This window comes from Pedobacter sp. NJ-S-72, assembly GCF_053890575.1.
Genome location: NZ_CM132681.1, coordinates 4433929 through 4450746 on the forward strand (window position 1 = coordinate 4433929; position 16818 = coordinate 4450746).

The following is a 16818-nucleotide window of genomic DNA, read 5'->3' on the forward strand; positions in this document are numbered from 1 at the left end:
GTAATAGGAACTGTATCTATCTCTTGTGCACTTACTTGTGCTGAAACTGCAAATACAAATAGTAAACATGCGTATATACCTCTCATTAATACAAAGAAAAGAAAAATGTTCTTAGGATTTAGTATAAATATTTAAACCATGCATACAGCCTCCTGTTTTTCAGATAATTCATGTTCTGATCGTTAGCGTAGGCCTCTTTTTCGAAACTAATATTAAAATAAGCTTTGCTGTGATTCCTGAATCTGATGAGGTTAACAAGGTAATTAGTCACATAAAGAATATAAAAAGGAAGAATCAGGAGTTCCAGCTGCTGGTAAAAATGAATTTTCTCGTGGTTGATCAGTAAAGTATCGTTTTTCTGATCAGGATCTTTAAAAAAAAAACATAAATGGAAAAATAGCCATTGCATGAGCAGGAAGTCCCCGCCATATCACTGGCCAGTACCTCATGGCTGTACAATTTTAATAGCAGGAAGCGGTTGTAAGCGGAATGCCTTCGGATTACGCTTATATGAAGCATAATTATTCCTCAGGAAGACAATAAAGGCGTAATCCGAAGCTGCCAGGACAAAATCGTAACTAGGACGGTATTGTTGCATAAAATCCTTCAATTCAAAATCCTTGAGTCTTAAAACACGTCCTACAAAAGCTGGACTAAATCTGTAATCGATAATCTCTTCCTTATAATCTCTTTCCAGGATAGCCTGCAGATGCCTTGCGTTTTTGCCTTTTCTGCTCAATAAGTTATAAATCGCATCAATTCCTAAGCCAACACCCCTTGAGCTTAGATTAAGCAGATCTTTGGAGCTTCCCAGATCAGTCGCATATTTAAACTCTCTTGTTCTCTGATCGTAACGCTGTTTTGGGGAAAGAGAACTACCAATAATAGAAACCTCTTTCAATTGAATGGCTAGTGGTTTTAACTGGAAAAAGATTGTATTCCCTTTATAAACAACCGTCCGGCCATAACCCTGACGTACAGCAAATAAAGTATCTCCAACAGCTGCCGGAACAGTAAACTCGCCTTTACTGTTGTTATAGATCCCATCATCCATATGAGAATTATAGATATACACGGTAGCCAAACGCTGTTTAGATACTTTGTCTATGACAAATCCCTGGACAGATTTCTTTTGAGCTATAGCAACACCACAAAAAAAGCAACAGAAAAGGAATAAAATAGTAGGTTTCATTGAGCAGCAAAAATACAAATAAGACTAAGCTAAATCTCTTATATTAACATTATTTAACTACTACCAGCTTCTGCCCGATTTTTACTCCTTCGTCTGTAAGACCGTTGAGGGACTTTAATTCATCTACGGTCATATTATACCTTTTTGAAATATTATAAAGTGTATCACCTTTCTGGACTGTATAATTAGGATCTGTAGTGTTGATTACCTGTTTGGAAACAGGTGTTTCTACAGGGGTGAATTTCTTGGTCTCCTTAGGAATGTTTGCATTGATCTCTGTAAAAACACGGTCTTCACGTTTAATCTTATCCGGTTCAGATTCTGACTGATCGTACTGATGTAAATTGTATTTTTCAATTGTACTGATCAGCATGTCAGGATACCGCGGATTTGTCGCGTAACCGGCCTGCTTTAGACCTTTTGCCCAGTTCTGATAATCGTTTTTATCCAGTTCAAATAATGCACTGTAACGTTTCCTCTTTAAAAATTCGGAGTGGTCCTTATAAGATTCTCTTGCATCTTTATAGACCCTGAAACAATCATTACTCTTGTCGTCATCTTTATAATACGCCTTTCCTCTCCACTCGGCTGTACACTTGATCCCAAAATGGTTATTCGCATATTTCGCCAGGCTGCTATTTCCGCTGCCTGACTCTATAATGCCCTGTGCCAGCGTAATACTTGCAGGAATCCCGTAAGTATTCATCTCCTCAATGGCTACGCCTTTAAAAGCATCGATATAGCTTAACGTATTATAGTCAGTAAAATTCGGATCGGATTAGCTTTATTTGCAGCTTTTTCAATCTGCACATTATTCCGGTGATACTTTCTCGTCTTACACGAGGATAAAAAAACGATCGCTATAGCGAAGAGGAAGAGTGTATGTTTCATTAAAGCTTGATTTTTTGCCCTGGTTTAAGCGCTGACCTCTTCAATCCGTTTTTACGCATCAGCGTGGTCGAAGAGGTGCCATGTGATTCAGCAATTTTATTCAGGTTGTCCCCTTTTTTAACAGTATATAATTTAACGGAAGCACGATTATGTTTAGTCTTATAACTACGGCTATGTATCTTTTTAAGACTAACAGGAGCAACTTTTACAGGTTCAACATAATCGTCCGGTCTTTCATCATACTGGTACAATTCGTACTTATTGATAATTGCGATCACCTGTTTTGCCCAGGTTCTGCTGCTGGCATAACCACCCCGCTGAATCCCTCTGGCCCAGGCTGCATAATCATACTGATCGCACTCGTCAAATAATTTACTGAAAGAAGATCTGTTTTGTAAAACCTCTACGAAATTGTCATAAGACTCATCTGCACTTTCAAAATCACGGTAAGAAGAATTGATTGTTGTGCTGCTGTTTGACCCTTTGATGCCAAAATGATTATTTAAATGACGGGCAACTTTACTTTTACCAGCGGCAGATTCGTGAATAGCGACCGCTAAAATTACGCTTGCCGGTACATCATATTCTCTCATTAGTTCCTGTGCATGATCTGTATGTTCTTCAACGTAATCAGTTACAGTCTGGCTTTGGGCAGCAGTGCCCAGTAAAATTAGTGCCAGCCAAATCAGCATTAGTTTTTTTGTTATCATATTTTTTTTTTTTTCTGATGATAAACAAGCCATCCCTGACGGGTAAGATTAATTTCTCAACCCTGTCATCTCCAGCGACTTTATCATTAAAAGTACTAATATTAATGGTATCTCTGTCCTGTTGAAGTGTTAGTACTTTTCCACTCCACAGTACGTTATCAACAATGATTAGCCGCCAGTCCTCACCCTGTCAAAGATGAGGTCATAATAGGTGCCATTGTTTTTCTTATCCGCATCAATAAAAACAAGATCAAAAGTCTCATTTAATCCATTGATGGTTTGGGTGGCATCACCCATGATATATTTTATTTGTGAATTATAAGGGGAAGCAGTGAAATAACCACGAACACGGTCTTCCAGCTCCATATTTTTGTCTAAAGTATAAATGATACCGTCATCGGCCAGCCCTTCTGCCATGCATAGCGTAGCATAACCAGTAAAAGTGCCTATTTCAAGAATACGTTTAGGGGTGATTAACTTACTTAACATGCTTAAAACACGTCCTTGATAATGGCCGGAAAGCATTCTTGGCATTAAAACTTTGAGATTAGTTTCCCGGTCAATCCGTTGTAATAATTCGGATTCCGGTTCGCAGAAATTCAGCAGTAAAAGTTGTAAGTCGTCTTTAATCAGGCTCATGTAATGTTCTATAAACGGTGTTCTTCCATGAAATATTGTAAAATAATTGTTGCAGCGATTGTATCTACCCGCTCTTTATTACGGCGATCTTGTTTTTTCAGACCACTTTGCATAATAGTCTGATGCGCAAGTTTAGAAGTAAAACGTTCATCAATCCAATGCTGGGGAATGTCCGGAAAGTTCTTTTTCAGGATCGTCGAAAAGCCTTTTACATGCTGTGCTGACTCAGAAGGGGTGCCATCCATTTGTTTAGGTTCGCCGATTACAAAGGCTTCCACCTGTTCAGTCAGCAAATATTTTTTCAAATATTCGACAATATCTTTTGGGTGTATGGTATCCAGTCCTGTAGCAATAATCTGCAGTGGATCTGTAACGGCAATGCCGATACGTTTGGTACCATAATCAAATGCGATAATACGGGGCATAGCTGCAAAGATTGTTATAAATTTACTATTTTGCACCAAATGCAGTTTAAAGAGATCGTTGGACAAGAGGAAATAAAGCGTCAGCTGATACAGACAGTTGTTGAAAACAGGGGTTAGTCATGCCCAGTTATTTCTCTCTGCAGAAGGGACAGGTGCTTTACCTTTAGCTATTGCCTATGCGCAGTATATCAATTGCTTAGATAAATCTGAGACAGATAGTTGCGGCGCTTGTTCGTCTTGCCGAAAGTACGAAAGATACATTCATCCTGACCTGCATTTCTCTTATCCATTTTTTGCCTCGAAGGATGTTAAAATTGCAGTCGATGTACTCGAAGAATGGAGAACAATGCTGTTGGCAGATCCATACTTTGATCTTGATATCTGGAGACAGCAGCTAAGTGCGGATAATAAACAGGCTAATATCAATATCGCTGAATGCCACGATATCATTAAGAAATTAAGCTATAAAGCTTTTGAGGCAGAAACCAAGGTTCTGATCATGTGGCTGCCGGAATATCTGGAAAAAGAAGGAAACTCATTGCTGAAAATTATTGAAGAGCCACCCGCAAATACATTATTCTTATTAGTGGCCAATAATCAGGAGCATATCCTTTCTACTTTATTGTCTCGGACACAAATTGTCAAAATTCCTAAGCTTCCTTCACAAACGATAGAAAACTACCTGATCAGCAATAATAATTTGTCGGAAGAACAGGCTTCGACCTATAGTTTCCTTGCAGATGGTAATTTAATTGAAGCAAAAATACAAGCAGCACAATCACATAACGATAATGCAGAGGTTTTTGCAGAGTGGTTAAGAATGGGATATGGGAACAAGGTGCTTGACCTGGTAAACTTTGTGGATCAGGCAGCAAGCTGGGGAAGAGAAAATCAAAAGAATTTTTTAAAATACGGGATCAGCTTTTTAAGAGAGTGCAGTTTGCTGATGAGCGGTGCAGACAGTTTAGTGAAATTGCCAGCCAGAACGCTCGATACTGCACAAAAATTAAGTAAACACGTGCTTGACCTGAATATGGCTTCTGCTATTATTACGGAACTCGAGCAAGCACATTATCATATAGAACGTAACGCTAATCCGAAAATACTATTTTTAGATGTATCTTTACAATTAGTAAAAATTATCAAGTTTAAAACGCTCCCGAAAGGGACTCAACATATATACAATTAGTTATGGGATGTGGAAGTTGTTCTACAGGTGGCGGTTGCGCCCCCTCAGGCTGCAAAAGTAATGGCTCATGCCTTACTGGAGGTTGTCAGAAAATGGAAGTTTACGATTGGCTGTCTAATTTGGACATGCCTTCTAATTATAAACCTTTCGAGGTTATAGAGGTTAAATTCAAAGGTGCAAGAAAAGAATTTTATCTGAATACCGACAATATTTATCTGGAAATCGGGGAACTGATTGCCGTAGAGGGATCTACTGGCGGATATGATATTGGCCACGTCTCTTTAACCGGAGAATTGGTTCGGATGCAGATGAAACGTCGTAAAACACCAATGGATCAGGTTACCCGAAAAGTTTACAGAAAAGCTACTGAGGCCGATGTAGATAAATGGAAATTAGCTAAGGATCTGGAATGGGAAACATGCACAAGGCCCGTACGCTGGCTCTTGATCTGCGTCTTTCGATGAAAATCAGTGATGTAGATTACCAGGGTGATAAAACCAAAGCGACTTTCTTCTATACTGCCGAAGGGCGGGTAGATTTCAGGGAGCTGATCAAGAAAATGGCTGAAACTTTCCGTATAAGGATTGAAATGAGGCAAATCGGAATGCGTCAGGAAGCTGGAAGATTAGGTGGAATAGGTTCTTGCGGACGCGAATTGTGCTGCTCTACCTGGTTAACTAATTTCAAAACAGTATCTACAGCAGCAGCAAGATATCAGAATCTTTCTTTAAACACGCTTAAACTTGCTGGACAATGCGGTAAGCTGAAATGCTGTCTGAATTACGAACTGGATACTTATCTTGATGCTTTAAAAGATATTCCGGATCGTGTAGAAAGCCTTCAGACAGAGGTTGGTACGGCTCGTCATCAGAAAACAGATATTTTCAAGAAATTAATGTGGTTTAGCTATCCAAATCAAAGACTGGATCCCATTGAAAGTAGACCGTGTGAAAGAAATCATGGCTATGAACAAAAAAGGTCAGAAACCGGTGAACTTAAAAGATGAAGCCGTAGAATTGACAACAACTGTTTTTGTTGAAAAAACGCCTGATTATGAGAATGTTGTTGGCCAGGATAGTTTGACACGTCTGGATGATAAGCCGAAAAAAATAAAAACGCAAGAAGTAATAATAACAGGAATAAAACAAATGCGCCAAACAGACCTGAGCGCAATGTTAAACCCGGACAACCATCAGTGAAACCGGGGCAACCTGCTGTGAAGCCAAATCAGGGAGCTGTAAAACCAGGGCAACCAGGTGTTAAACCAGGTCAGCCAGGTGTTAAACCAGGTCAGCCAGCTCAAAAAACAGCTCAGCCTAATCAGAAACCTGCTGAAAACAGAAAAAATCAAGAGGTGAAAAAAGTCCCTGAAGCCGTTAAAACGGAAGATAGAGAGGTTGTTAAAACCCCTTCTGCAAGCAGAAATAACAGGTCAAGGAATAACCGCAGACGTAACAAACCAACGGATAAGCCAAAGAATGAAGAGAATTAATTTTTTTTTGTATTGTTGTTTTTCAGTATGCTGGCGACAGGATTACTGGGATGTAATACAAATAACCTGATTGATACCAACGAAGAACTGCCTCAGCGTAACTGGAGCTATGTAAACAAGATTAAGGGCATTGCAGAGATTAAAGACCCTGCAAAGCCTGTTTCTCTTCGGTTTAAGCTTAGGCATACTGCAGATTACAGGTATTCTAATATTTATATTTTAATGAGCTTAAGCGGGCCTGGTCTGCCTAAAGTTACAAGACGATACGAGTACAAGCTCGCAGAGCCGGATGGACAATGGTTAGGTAAAGGATCAGGGAACTTATATACTTATGTTCTTCCTTTGTTAACTAATTATAATTTCCCTGCTGCTGGAAAGTATAACATTGAAATTGAACAAAATATGCGTGATAATCCGTTAAAGGAAATCAGTGATGATGCGGGAATTATGGTTTCGGGAATCCCGGAGAAATAAAGCCATGTTGTACTTATATTTATTGAAGAATCCGGTTGTGCAAACAGCCGGATTTTTTGTTGGGTTTTTATTTTACCTGTATAACTCATACAGGGCATAACACTAAATGTTTAACATGGGTAAGTCATTTAAGTTGGAAGGGGGTTGGTAGGGCTAATCGCCCTACCAACCCCCTTCCAACTTAAATGACAACAGGACAACTACCCGTCTCCAAATAGTCAGGTACTATTGCAATAAGATTATAAGATAGGTAAGAGCTGTTCCAGTGCCATCCCTCTTGACCCTTTTAATAAGACAAGGCTGTCTGTTATAGGATTGTTTTTCAGCCAGACCTCAGTATCTTGTGGTGTATTAAAGAATAAGCCTTGAAACTGGTCTTTGAAAGCATAAAAATGCTTGCCAATAAAAATGAGCTTGTCTAATCCTGATTTTTCAGCCAGAGCAGCGATCTCCTGGTGCGTTTTTTTTTCTGTTTCAGGACCTAATTCAAACATATCGCCGATAATGGCTACTTTGTTTTGGGCTTCCAAAATAGATATATTGCCCAATGCCGCGGCCATACTGCTTGGATTAGCATTATAGAAATCGCAAATGACAGTATTAGTAGCTGTTTTAGTCAATTGTGAACGGTTATTGTTTGGGAAGTACCCAGTTAAGCCTTTGTTGATCTGATCAGGGCTAAGCTCAAAGAATGAAGCAATACAAATTGCTGCCAGTATGTTTTCAAAATTATAGGCTCCGGTCAGATTAGCTTTGACTTTAAAAGATTCTCCTTGTTTTTTCCAGCCCAGTTCAATCAGCGGGTCTGATTTTAATAATTGTCCGGTAATCGAGTTTTCTCCTTCGGTTCCATAATAAATAAGATGAGTTAACCCGGCAACAATGCTCATCTCCATAATATATGGGTTGTCCCGATTGATAAAAGCAATACCATCTGTATTTTTCAGATACGTGAACAACTCCCTTTCCCTTTTTTACACCTTCAAAACCACCAAATCCATCTAAATGAGCCATGCCGATATTGGTAATCATGCCATGGGTTGGCTGGGCGATAGTGCATAGAAATTCAATTTCTTTCTGATGGTTCGCTCCCATTTCAATTACAGCAATCTCGGTATCCTTCGAAATTGATAAAATTGATAACGGAACGCCAATATGATTATTCAGGTTTCCTTTTGTGGCAAAGGTTTTATATTTTTCCGCAAGTACTGCGTTGATCAGTTCTTTGGTTGTTGTTTTTCCATTACTTCCGGTTAACCCGATAATAGGAATGCGAAGCTGTAACCTGTGGTAACGGGCTAAATCCTGTAAAGCAGTTAATACATCGGGTACTAAAATATATTGATCATTCAGCTGGTAGTCTGCATTATCTATGATAGCAAATGCAGCCCCTTGTTTTAAAGCTTCAGCAGCAAAGGTATTTGCGTCGAAATGCTCTCCTTTTAAAGCGAAAAACAAACAGCCTGCACTAATACTCCTGGTGTCGGTACACACAACAGGATTTGAAAGGTAATGCTGATAAATAGATTCAATTTGGGACATAGCTTAGGTTGTTGATATAATCGTGGGTAAAATTACATTATGGATTACAAACAAAAAATATTCTTTAGTACTTTGGTGTTAAATTAACCTATTATTAATAACCTGACGCGGCGGTTCTGTTGAAAACATATGTGCTAATGAAAAAAAAAATTATACTCTCATTTTTATCGCTGTTATTATGCTTTACGGCTACCCGGGCTCAGGTAAAATCTCCGGATGCTTTTTTGGGCTATCCACTGGGGACAAGATTTACGCCTCATTACCAGATCGTGGCTTATTTTAAATACCTGGCTGGTGCAGATAATAATATCAAATTAATCAATTACGGTAAAAGCTATGAAAATAGGGAGCTGCTGGTGGCTGTTGTCTCTTCAAAAGAGAATATGGGGAATCTGGAGCAGCTCAGGAAAAATAATTTAAGCTAAAGGCAGAAGGCGGACTGGTAAGCGTTAATAAGCAGCCGGCGATTTTGTGGTTAAGCTATAATGTTCATGGTAATGAAGCAAGTTCATCAGAAACGGCGATGAAAATGCTCTATAATTTATCAGAAGGCGTGAACCGGCAAACAAAAGAATGGTTGAAAAATACTATTGTGATTCTTGACCCTTGTTTGAACCCAGACGGAAGAGAAAGGTATGTTAACTATTATAATTCGGTAGCAGGGTTTGTTCCTGATGCAAACCCTCTTTCCAGAGAGCATAATGAACCATGGCCTGGTGGTCGCTCAAATCATTATTATTTTGATCTTAACCGGGATTGGGCATGGCAGTCACAAATAGAAACACGCCAGCGTTTAGCCTTATATCATCAATGGATGCCAGAAGTACATGTCGATTTCCATGAACAAAGTTACAATGAGCCTTATTACTTTGCTCCGGCTGCCGAACCTGTGCATCAGGATATTACTTCTTTTCAACGTGAAATTTCAGATTGTGACAGGAAAGAATAACGCAAAGTATTTTGATAAGAATGGATGGCGGTATTTCACAAAGGAACGCTTCGATTTGTTATATCCTTCTTATGGGGATACTTATCCTTTATATAATGGTGCAATCGGGATGACTTACGAACAAGGAGGAATAGGTGCCGGGCTGGTTGTCATTACTTCAAACGGTGATTCTCTGACCTTAAAAGACCGGATAAATCACCACCTGACCACGGGTTTGGCTACACTGGAAATTGTATCTGATAATTCTTATAAACTGGTAGCTGAGTTTAAAAAATATTTTACACAAGCAGTGGCTTATCCACCTGGAGTATATAAAACTTATGTAGTGAAAGCTGATAACCTGAGCAGAATGAAAAAGATGGCTGCCTTGTTAACGAAGAACAATATCAAGTATGCATTTGGAGGCGATAAAACAGTAGCGGGATTTAATTTTGGGACGAAGAAAACAGCTCTTTTCAGAGTTGGAAGAAATGATATGGTCATCAATCTTAAACAGCCGGCGTCAGTTTTGGCTAATGTACTTTTTGAACCTCAAACGGTAGTTACCGATTCAAATACCTATGATATTACGGCCTGGGCATTACCTTATGCATATAACCTGAATGCTTATGGGTGTAAAGAATTATTAAACGGAGAATTTCCTGATCTGGAAACGCAAAATGACAGTGTTGCAGTTTTAACAAAACCCTATGGCTGGATTTTATCGTGGGACTGCTTAGAAGATGCACAGGTTTTAATCGCCCTGCATCATTCAAATATTAAAGTACGTATTGCTGAACAGGCCTTTACTGTAGGAGGAAAGATTCATCAGGCAGGGTCATTGTTGATTTACAGGTCTGAAAATGAAAAACTTAACAAGTTTATTGAAACAGATATAATTGCGCTTTCTAAAAGACTTAAAAAATCTTTTACCCCTATATCCAGTAGTTATGTAGAAAAAGGGAAAGATTTTGGTTCATCTGTTTATCCATTATTACTTACTTCCTGTGCCAAAGGTTGCGATGGTTGCAGGAACTGATATTTCATCTCAGAGTGCCGGGGAGGTCTGGCATTTTTTTGAGCAGGAGTTGAATTATCCACTGAATATTATATCAGAACAAAATTTGGGGAACCTGAGCCTGGCTACTACAAATGTTTTGATTTTGCCTGACGGTACCTATGCACGCAGAAACATGGAAAAGCTAGAAGACTGGATTAATCTTGGAGGAAAAGTTTTGCTATTGGAGGATGCGATTTCGAGTGTGGGAGGAATAAAACCATTTGATATTAAAAAGAAAGAGTTTCCCGCAGCAACTGAAAAGGATGCTTTTTCCCGCAGTTATAAGGAAAAGGATAGGGATAATGCCGCAGATGCTATTCCTGGTGCAATTTATAAGGTTACACTTGATAAAAGTCATCCTTTTGCTATTGGGTTAGGAGATGTTTATTATACTTTGAAAACGGACGACAAGATTTATGAGCCGTTGGTAAAGGGCTGGGAATGTCGGTGTACTTAAGCCAGATGGGTATGTTGCTGGTGTTTCGGGTAAAAATGTGCAGGAGAAGCTAACTCAGGGGATGCTATTTGGGGTGCAGCCTGCTGGTAAAGGAAATATCGTTTACCTGTCGGGCAATTTGTTGTTTCGTTCGTTTTGGGAAAGCGGAAAGCAGCTTTTTGCAAATACTATATTTCTTGTTTTCTAATCTAAATCGCCTTTAAACAGTAAAGGAGCTATAATTTTTATATTTTATTCTTTGTGCAATATATTGTTTTGCATAACTGTTTTTTATCTGCGTCTTGTTTTGTAGCTATGGTCCTATATGATATTGTCATTTAAAGGTCATTTTGCTATAACTTTTTAGTACACAGCTAAATCGACATTTGTAAAAAATCTATCTTAGGTCTTCAATTTTTAACTAACCTAATAAATAATTAATTTATGAAAAAACTTATACTAAGTTTATTCGTGTTTCTAGTAGTTGCGGGAGTTGCAATCGCACAGGACCGGGTGGTAACTGGTACGGTGAGAGGAAAGGATGATGGACTTCCCATTCCTGGAGTATCAGTTAAAGTAAAAGGCACAGCCAATGGCGCTGCAACCGGATCAGATGGAAAATTCTCTATCAAAGCGGGGACCGGTGCAACATTAGAGTTTTCTTCGGTTGGCTATACCCGCCAGACCGTTACAGTAGGTACGGGTAGTACTTACACTGTTTTATTAATACAAGATTCACAATCTTTAGGCGAAGTTGTGGTAACCGCTCTTGGTATTAGTAAAGCGAAAAAAACAATTGGTTATGCAGAAACCACAGTTAAATCAGAAGAGATTAATAAATCTGCTGCTGTAAGTTTAGTTGGCGGTTTACAGGGTAAAATTGCCGGAGCAACGATTTCAAATACTTCGGGATCTCCGGGTGGATCTACTAAAGTTATCTTAAGAGGGTTCTCTTCTATTACAGGAAGTAATCAGCCATTGTATGTTATTGATGGCGTGCCTTTAGATAACTCAACGGCTGGGTCTAATGATAATTATGATTTTGGTAACAGTGCGAATGATATTGATCCTAACAATATTGAGAGCATGAGTGTTTTGAAAGGATCGGCGGCTACAGCACTTTATGGATCCAGAGGATCCAGTGGTGTAATCTTAATCACGACTAAAAAAGGTAAAGCAGGTGTTTTTCAGGTAGATTTCTCTACTGCTGCGACAATTACACAGGTTGCCTCACTTTACAAACCACAAGAAGTTTTCGGAAATGGTTGGGATGCAACTTATATCCCGTCTGAAAATGGTAACTGGGGTCCTAAGCTGGATGGTGTAATGAGATCTTGGGGTGCTGTTGTTGACGGGACTCAATTAGTGAAACCATTCTCTTTTGTTAAAAATAACGTGCGTAATGCATTAACAAATGGTTTAGAATTAAATAACAACCTTGCAATCAGCGGTGGGAATGATAATTCTACTTTTTACTTTGCTTATGGTAATATCAATAGTAATGGTTTTACCAACAACAGACGCGGATTCTTATAAAAGAAATAACGTTACTTTAAAAGGATCTACGAAATACAAAAATTTTAGTATTGATGGTTCGATCAACTATGTAGGTAAAAATCAGAAATTTGTTACTGGTGGTGGCGGTGACTCAGGAATAGGTTCTTCTTTTTATGAAGAAATTCTTCAAATACCAGTAGATATTAATATTAAAGATTTCAGAGACTACAAAAACAAGTTTTTCAATGTAGATAACTACTTTACTCCGTATGCTGAAAATCCTTATTACGCACTTTATGAGAACGGGAGTAAAAATAAAAGTGACCGTGTTTATGGTAACATAAACCTGGGGTACAAAGTGAATGACTGGATGAGTATCCAGTTACAACAAGGTGGAGATATCAGTAATTCTCAGGTTAAAATCTGGCATAATAAAAATGCACCTTCATTAGGTAGTTATAATAATGGAGGAAATATTGAAAGGTCTAAAAGAGCTCCTGATGTTGTAATGTGATGGAAGGATGGAAGGCGCGTATAAAACTTTTGAATATGATACTAAACTGAACGTTATTTTTAATAAAAAGCTGAGCTCTAAATTTGATTTGGATGGTTTAGTTGGTGCCAATTATAATGATAGAGGATTCAGGTATTTGACAACAACTGTTGAAGATCTGGCAATTCCTGATTTTTTTGATATCAGTAACAGTTCAAACAGTCCTATTAGTACAGAACAAGAATCTCACAGAAGATTGTTTGGTGCTTACGCTCAGGCGACCTTAGGATATGATAAATACTTGTATTTAACAGTAACAGGTAGAAATGACTGGTCTTCAACGTTAGCACCAGGTAAAAAAACAGCTATTTCTATCCTGCTGCCAGTTTATCTTTCCTTGCTTCCGAATTATTTGACCTTTCTAAAACACCAATCAGCTTTTTGAAATTCAGAGCTAGTTATGGTCAGACAGGTAGTGATACAGACCCATTCAGAATAAACAATATAATCACGAGAACCAATATTCCTATAGGTCAAAGCGTAGTACCTGGTCAGCCAGTAATTACTTTCCCGGTTCAGGGTGTTCCAGGGTTCTCAGTTTCTAATACTTTAAGAAATGTTGATCTGAAACCAGAAAAGGTGAGTGAGGCTGAATTTGGTGCAGAAATCAGATTGTTTAAAGACAGACTTGGTTTAGATGTGACTTATTATAACAGAATCAGAAAAGATCAGGTTCTTGCTGTTCCTATTGATCCTGCAACTGGATATACCGCTCAGTTCTTAAATTTTGGTAAAGTGAGAAACAGAGGTATAGAGGTTACTCTGAATGCTAAACCAATTGTTTCTAAAGATTTTCAATGGAGTCTGATGTATACATTTGCAAGAGACAGAAATGTGGTTCTTGAGTTACCAGTTGGATTGAATAAAGTAATTATTAATTCTGCTTATGATGCAGAGTTCGTGGCACAGGTAGGTAAACCAATGGGAACTTTCTTAGCTCCCGTTCCATCTTATGATCCTCAGAGAATAATAATCGTAGGTGACAATGGATTTCCGATAGTTGCAGCAGATAATGGTGAATATGGGTCGATGCAGCGCGATTTCTCTATGGGCTTGTCTAACTCATTTACTTATAAGAACTTTAATTTAGGCTTTACATTTGATTGGCAAAAAGGCGGTGTTTTCTATTCAGGAACAGCCGATTTGTTAAACTTTGTAGGTGCGGATAAGAAAACACTTTATAATGACCGCAGACCTTTTATTGTGCCTAATTCGGTAAAACAGGTAATTGATGCAAATGGTAAAACTACTTATATAGAGAATACAACCAGAATCACTGAAGGAAATATAGATGATTATTATTATCCTACGACAAACAGAGCATTGGTTTACAAAAACAGGATTTTAAGTAAATCATTCCTGAAATTGAGAGAAGTGACTTTGGGTTATAATTTACCTCAGGGTGTTGCTCATAAAATAGGGGCTCAGCGTGTTAATGTAGGTGTATTTGGCAGAAACTTAATTACCTGGTTGCCGGCTTCAAATCAAACAATTGACCCTGAAGTATCTAACTATGGTAATGATTTAACAAGTGAATTCGGTGAATTCAGAACCGCACCTCCGGTAAGATTCTTTGGTGCTACGTTAAAAGTTACATTCTAAATCAAAAGAAAGATGAAAAAGACTAATTTTAAATATAATACGCTGGTATTTTCAGCAATTCTACTGCTTTCATTTGGGTGTAAGAAAACCCTGGATGTAAACACGGATCCAAATAACCCATTAGTTGAGAAGGCTACGCCTGAAGTACTGTTCCCTTCTGCAGTAATGTCTACAGCGGCCGTTGTAGGTGGGCAGTTAACGATTCTGGGAGGTATCTGGTCTCAGTATTTTACGCAGGCTCAGGCTTCCAATCAATATAAAAATATTGATTCTTATAACCTGACAAAAAATGATGTTTCTGTTACGGTTCCTTACACGGAAATGTTTGGCGGGGCATTAATGGATTACAATGTGGCGCTTCAAAAAAGCGCAGGCACGCAGCGACTGGAAATATAACCTGATGGCTACTGTAATGAAAGCATATTCTTTTCAGGTGCTTGTTGACTTATATGATAAAGTGCCTTACTCTGAAGCATTTCTGGGGGCGGCAAATCTGCAGCCTAAATTTGAAAACGGAGATGTCGTGTATAATGGATTGTTAGCTGAGATCGATGCTGCTTTAGCGAAAGATTATATGGGTGGGACGGCGCTTACGACTGCGCAGAAAAACACAGATTTTTTGTTTGCTGGTGATATGAACTTATGGAAACAGTTTGCAAATACACTAAAGCTTAAAATGTATTTACGTATGATCAATGCTAATCCAGCAGCAGCACAAGCTGGTATTAATAAATTGTTTCAGGATAATGCTGTCTTTTTATCAGTAGGCGTAGGAATTAAAACATGGGGTGGAACACCAAACAATAGTAACCCATTCTATGAATTCAACATCAGACGCTTAAATACTTCAACTAATATAAGAGCGAGTGTTACGTTTGTAAGCTGGCTGACGGAAAAAAATGATCCAAGGATTGTTAACTATTTTGGCTCAGACCCGGTCATTCCTATGAATCAGGGAGACTTTGCTGCTACTAATGCACAGCAACCTACTTATGGTGATGCTACGGTATTTGTTCAGTCACCTAAAGATCCTGTTTGGTTTATTACTAAAGCAGAATCTTATTTTATGCAAGCAGAAGCTTTGGAGCGTTACGCTGGTGGTTCGGGTGCTGAAGCAGCATATAATAATGGCTTGCAGGCAGCATTTGACCAGGCAGGAAAAACGCTTAGCGGAGATTTAGCTACTACTTATGCTTATCCGGCAGCAGGCTCCCTTGAAAATAAAATAGAAGCAATTATTACACAGAAATGGGCGTCGTTCCCTGGAACACATGATATTGAAGCCTATTTTGAACAACAACGTACGGGATACCCTAAGTTCAGTCCTGTATATTCAACAAACCCGGCTTATATTCCCGGACAATTGGTGATTATTACACCAAATTCTGTTACCGCAGGTTTGCCTCCAAGACGATTGGTGCTTCCGGCAGCTGTAACTGATAGGAATTCTAATGCCCCGGCTGCAGTTCCAATTACCACTAAAGTGTGGTGGGCTAAATAGTTGTACCTAATTTAAAATCGACGATGAAAAAATATATAGCAATCATTGGCCTGGGCATTCTGGGTCTGACGATAAGTTCTTGTGAGAAAGAACCTTCATATAATTATCCGGCAGGACATGTTGGAGATTCAAAAATCACGGTTTATGCGACGGTGGTCCTTAAAGGAGATAAGACTGTCTTACTGACTAAGGGAACGGCCTTTACTGATCCTGGGGTAACGGCGCTGGAGGGAACGGCTGCGTTAACTCCTGTAGTTAAAGGTGCAGTTGATGTGAATACGCCTGGAGTATATCCTATAACCTATACTGCAACAAATAGTGACGGTTTTTCTATTGCTAAAACAAGGACTGTAATTGTGTATGATACAAAAGCAGACGCAGTAGGAAATGATTTCTCAGGTACTTATTCAATTGCTGAAGGTCAGGAATCTGTATGGACGAAACTGGCTGCCGGGGTTTATTCGGTTACTGATCCTGCGGGCACTGGATCAGGGGTGGCTCTGATTGCGTTTAATACAACTGGAAATACAATTCATGTTCCGGTTCAGTTGTCTGATGATGGGACGCTGATAAGTACTAAAAATGAGAGTTATGACCCTGTTGCTGGCACGTATTCATGGAGTATTGTTAACTTGGAATACCAACCGGATGCGCTTACTTTTGTTAAACAATAAATAATAGATTGAA

Annotated in this window: 18 protein-coding genes and 4 pseudogenes; 14 read left to right on the forward strand and 8 right to left on the reverse strand. The window is 38.8% G+C overall.

The window, feature by feature from the left end:
- Positions 1 to 118 precede the first annotated feature (118 nt).
- The 6 genes and pseudogenes from ACWYN3_RS29320 to ruvX form a co-directional block, all read right to left on the reverse strand.
- The gene (locus ACWYN3_RS29320; RefSeq protein WP_456217475.1) at positions 119 to 409 is read right to left on the reverse strand and encodes a hypothetical protein; all 291 of its coding nucleotides are present in this window, start codon (positions 407 to 409) and stop codon (positions 119 to 121) included.
- 36 nt (positions 410 to 445) lie between these two features.
- Positions 446 to 1192 (reverse strand): hypothetical protein, encoded by a 747-nt coding sequence (locus tag ACWYN3_RS29325; RefSeq protein ID WP_456217476.1) that lies wholly within the window; start codon positions 1190 to 1192, stop codon positions 446 to 448.
- A 49-nt stretch (positions 1193 to 1241) separates the two neighbouring features.
- Positions 1242 to 1898: a glucosaminidase domain-containing protein gene (locus ACWYN3_RS29330; protein ID WP_456217477.1), complete on the reverse strand. Its 657-nt coding sequence runs from the start codon at positions 1896 to 1898 to the stop codon at positions 1242 to 1244.
- 184 nt (positions 1899 to 2082) lie between these two features.
- Positions 2083 to 2793, reverse strand: coding sequence for a glucosaminidase domain-containing protein (locus tag ACWYN3_RS29335; RefSeq protein WP_456217478.1), 711 nt, complete (start codon positions 2791 to 2793; stop codon positions 2083 to 2085).
- 7 nt (positions 2794 to 2800) lie between these two features.
- Positions 2801 to 3432: pseudogene (locus ACWYN3_RS29340) on the reverse strand (O-methyltransferase); the annotation flags it as partial.
- A gap of 8 nt (positions 3433 to 3440) precedes the next feature.
- Entirely contained in the window at positions 3441 to 3857 is a 417-nt protein-coding gene (ruvX, locus tag ACWYN3_RS29345) for a Holliday junction resolvase RuvX (RefSeq protein WP_456217479.1), read from the reverse strand.
- A 100-nt stretch (positions 3858 to 3957) separates the two neighbouring features.
- Here ruvX and ACWYN3_RS29350 point away from each other — a divergent pair, with 100 nt between their 5' ends.
- The 3 genes and pseudogenes from ACWYN3_RS29350 to ACWYN3_RS29360 all read left to right on the forward strand — a co-directional run bounded on the left by ACWYN3_RS29350 (position 3958) and on the right by ACWYN3_RS29360 (position 7012).
- A complete protein-coding gene (locus ACWYN3_RS29350; RefSeq protein ID WP_456217480.1) occupies positions 3958 to 5046 on the forward strand; it encodes a DNA polymerase III subunit in 1089 nt (362 codons plus the stop codon).
- Positions 5047 to 5048: 2 nt separating this feature from the next.
- Positions 5049 to 6538, forward strand: a pseudogene (ricT, locus tag ACWYN3_RS29355) (regulatory iron-sulfur-containing complex subunit RicT).
- Between the two features lie 27 nt (positions 6539 to 6565).
- Entirely contained in the window at positions 6566 to 7012 is a 447-nt protein-coding gene (locus ACWYN3_RS29360) for a gliding motility lipoprotein GldH (RefSeq protein WP_456217481.1), read from the forward strand.
- 239 nt (positions 7013 to 7251) lie between these two features.
- Here the strand turns inward: ACWYN3_RS29360 and ACWYN3_RS29365 are convergent, their stop codons facing one another.
- Together ACWYN3_RS29365 and ACWYN3_RS29370 are read right to left on the reverse strand one after the other, a co-directional pair.
- Positions 7252 to 7632 carry a glutamate ligase domain-containing protein gene (locus ACWYN3_RS29365; protein ID WP_456223192.1) on the reverse strand — a complete coding sequence of 127 codons (381 nt, stop codon included), beginning with the start codon at positions 7630 to 7632 and terminating at the stop codon, positions 7252 to 7254.
- A gap of 135 nt (positions 7633 to 7767) precedes the next feature.
- Positions 7768 to 8554 (reverse strand): annotated as a pseudogene (locus ACWYN3_RS29370) (UDP-N-acetylmuramoyl-tripeptide--D-alanyl-D-alanine ligase); the annotation flags it as partial.
- A 137-nt stretch (positions 8555 to 8691) separates the two neighbouring features.
- Here ACWYN3_RS29370 and ACWYN3_RS29375 point away from each other — a divergent pair.
- From ACWYN3_RS29375 to ACWYN3_RS29425, 11 genes and pseudogenes are all read left to right on the forward strand, one after another.
- Positions 8692 to 8979: a hypothetical protein gene (locus ACWYN3_RS29375; protein WP_456217482.1), complete on the forward strand. Its 288-nt coding sequence runs from the start codon at positions 8692 to 8694 to the stop codon at positions 8977 to 8979.
- Positions 8980 to 9023: 44 nt separating this feature from the next.
- Entirely contained in the window at positions 9024 to 9503 is a 480-nt protein-coding gene (locus tag ACWYN3_RS29380; RefSeq protein WP_456217483.1) for a M14 family zinc carboxypeptidase, read from the forward strand.
- On the forward strand, positions 9472 to 10521 hold the full coding sequence (locus ACWYN3_RS29385; RefSeq protein WP_456217484.1) for a hypothetical protein: 1050 nt from the start codon (positions 9472 to 9474) through the stop codon (positions 10519 to 10521). The genes ACWYN3_RS29380 and ACWYN3_RS29385 overlap by 32 nt, the downstream gene beginning before the upstream one ends.
- Positions 10490 to 10999 carry a hypothetical protein gene (locus ACWYN3_RS29390; protein WP_456217485.1) on the forward strand — a complete coding sequence of 170 codons (510 nt, stop codon included), beginning with the start codon at positions 10490 to 10492 and terminating at the stop codon, positions 10997 to 10999. Before ACWYN3_RS29385 ends, ACWYN3_RS29390 begins: the two co-directional genes overlap by 32 nt.
- Before the next feature lie 423 nt (positions 11000 to 11422).
- Positions 11423 to 12514, forward strand: coding sequence for a TonB-dependent receptor plug domain-containing protein (locus ACWYN3_RS29395; RefSeq protein ID WP_456217486.1), 1092 nt, complete (start codon positions 11423 to 11425; stop codon positions 12512 to 12514).
- On the forward strand, positions 12480 to 12989 hold the full coding sequence (locus ACWYN3_RS29400) for a hypothetical protein (protein WP_456217487.1): 510 nt from the start codon (positions 12480 to 12482) through the stop codon (positions 12987 to 12989). Before ACWYN3_RS29395 ends, ACWYN3_RS29400 begins: the two co-directional genes overlap by 35 nt.
- A gap of 7 nt (positions 12990 to 12996) precedes the next feature.
- Positions 12997 to 13413 carry a hypothetical protein gene (locus ACWYN3_RS29405; protein ID WP_456217488.1) on the forward strand — a complete coding sequence of 139 codons (417 nt, stop codon included), beginning with the start codon at positions 12997 to 12999 and terminating at the stop codon, positions 13411 to 13413.
- Positions 13392 to 14630: pseudogene (locus tag ACWYN3_RS29410) on the forward strand (TonB-dependent receptor domain-containing protein); the annotation flags it as partial. The gene ACWYN3_RS29405 and the pseudogene ACWYN3_RS29410, both read left to right, overlap by 22 nt.
- Before the next feature lie 12 nt (positions 14631 to 14642).
- Positions 14643 to 15026, forward strand: a complete 384-nt coding sequence (locus ACWYN3_RS29415; RefSeq protein ID WP_456217489.1) for a hypothetical protein — start codon at positions 14643 to 14645, stop codon at positions 15024 to 15026.
- Positions 14980 to 16131 carry a SusD/RagB family nutrient-binding outer membrane lipoprotein gene (locus ACWYN3_RS29420; protein WP_456217490.1) on the forward strand — a complete coding sequence of 384 codons (1152 nt, stop codon included), beginning with the start codon at positions 14980 to 14982 and terminating at the stop codon, positions 16129 to 16131. The genes ACWYN3_RS29415 and ACWYN3_RS29420 overlap by 47 nt, the downstream gene beginning before the upstream one ends.
- 23 nt (positions 16132 to 16154) lie before the next feature.
- Positions 16155 to 16805 (forward strand): DUF5011 domain-containing protein, encoded by a 651-nt coding sequence (locus ACWYN3_RS29425; RefSeq protein WP_456217491.1) that lies wholly within the window; start codon positions 16155 to 16157, stop codon positions 16803 to 16805.
- Positions 16806 to 16818: the final 13 nt, after the last annotated feature.

Coding starts and splice junctions, on each gene's coding strand:
- ACWYN3_RS29320 (WP_456217475.1), bottom strand. CDS start 409: ATGCAATGGCTATTTTTCCATTTATGTTTTTTTTTTAAAGATCCTGAT.
- ACWYN3_RS29415 (WP_456217489.1), top strand. CDS start 14,643: ATGAAAAAGACTAATTTTAAATATAATACGCTGGTATTTTCAGCAATT.
- ACWYN3_RS29330 (WP_456217477.1), bottom strand. CDS start 1,898: ATGAATACTTACGGGATTCCTGCAAGTATTACGCTGGCACAGGGCATT.
- ACWYN3_RS29400 (WP_456217487.1), top strand. CDS start 12,480: ATGGTTTTACCAACAACAGACGCGGATTCTTATAAAAGAAATAACGTT.
- ACWYN3_RS29335 (WP_456217478.1), bottom strand. CDS start 2,793: ATGATAACAAAAAAACTAATGCTGATTTGGCTGGCACTAATTTTACTG.
- ACWYN3_RS29375 (WP_456217482.1), top strand. CDS start 8,692: ATGAAAAAAAAAATTATACTCTCATTTTTATCGCTGTTATTATGCTTT.
- ruvX (WP_456217479.1), bottom strand. CDS start 3,857: ATGCCCCGTATTATCGCATTTGATTATGGTACCAAACGTATCGGCATT.
- ACWYN3_RS29395 (WP_456217486.1), top strand. CDS start 11,423: ATGAAAAAACTTATACTAAGTTTATTCGTGTTTCTAGTAGTTGCGGGA.
- ACWYN3_RS29425 (WP_456217491.1), top strand. CDS start 16,155: ATGAAAAAATATATAGCAATCATTGGCCTGGGCATTCTGGGTCTGACG.
- ACWYN3_RS29420 (WP_456217490.1), top strand. CDS start 14,980: ATGTGGCGCTTCAAAAAAGCGCAGGCACGCAGCGACTGGAAATATAAC.
- ACWYN3_RS29405 (WP_456217488.1), top strand. CDS start 12,997: ATGGAAGGCGCGTATAAAACTTTTGAATATGATACTAAACTGAACGTT.
- ACWYN3_RS29325 (WP_456217476.1), bottom strand. CDS start 1,192: ATGAAACCTACTATTTTATTCCTTTTCTGTTGCTTTTTTTGTGGTGTT.
- ACWYN3_RS29360 (WP_456217481.1), top strand. CDS start 6,566: ATGCTGGCGACAGGATTACTGGGATGTAATACAAATAACCTGATTGAT.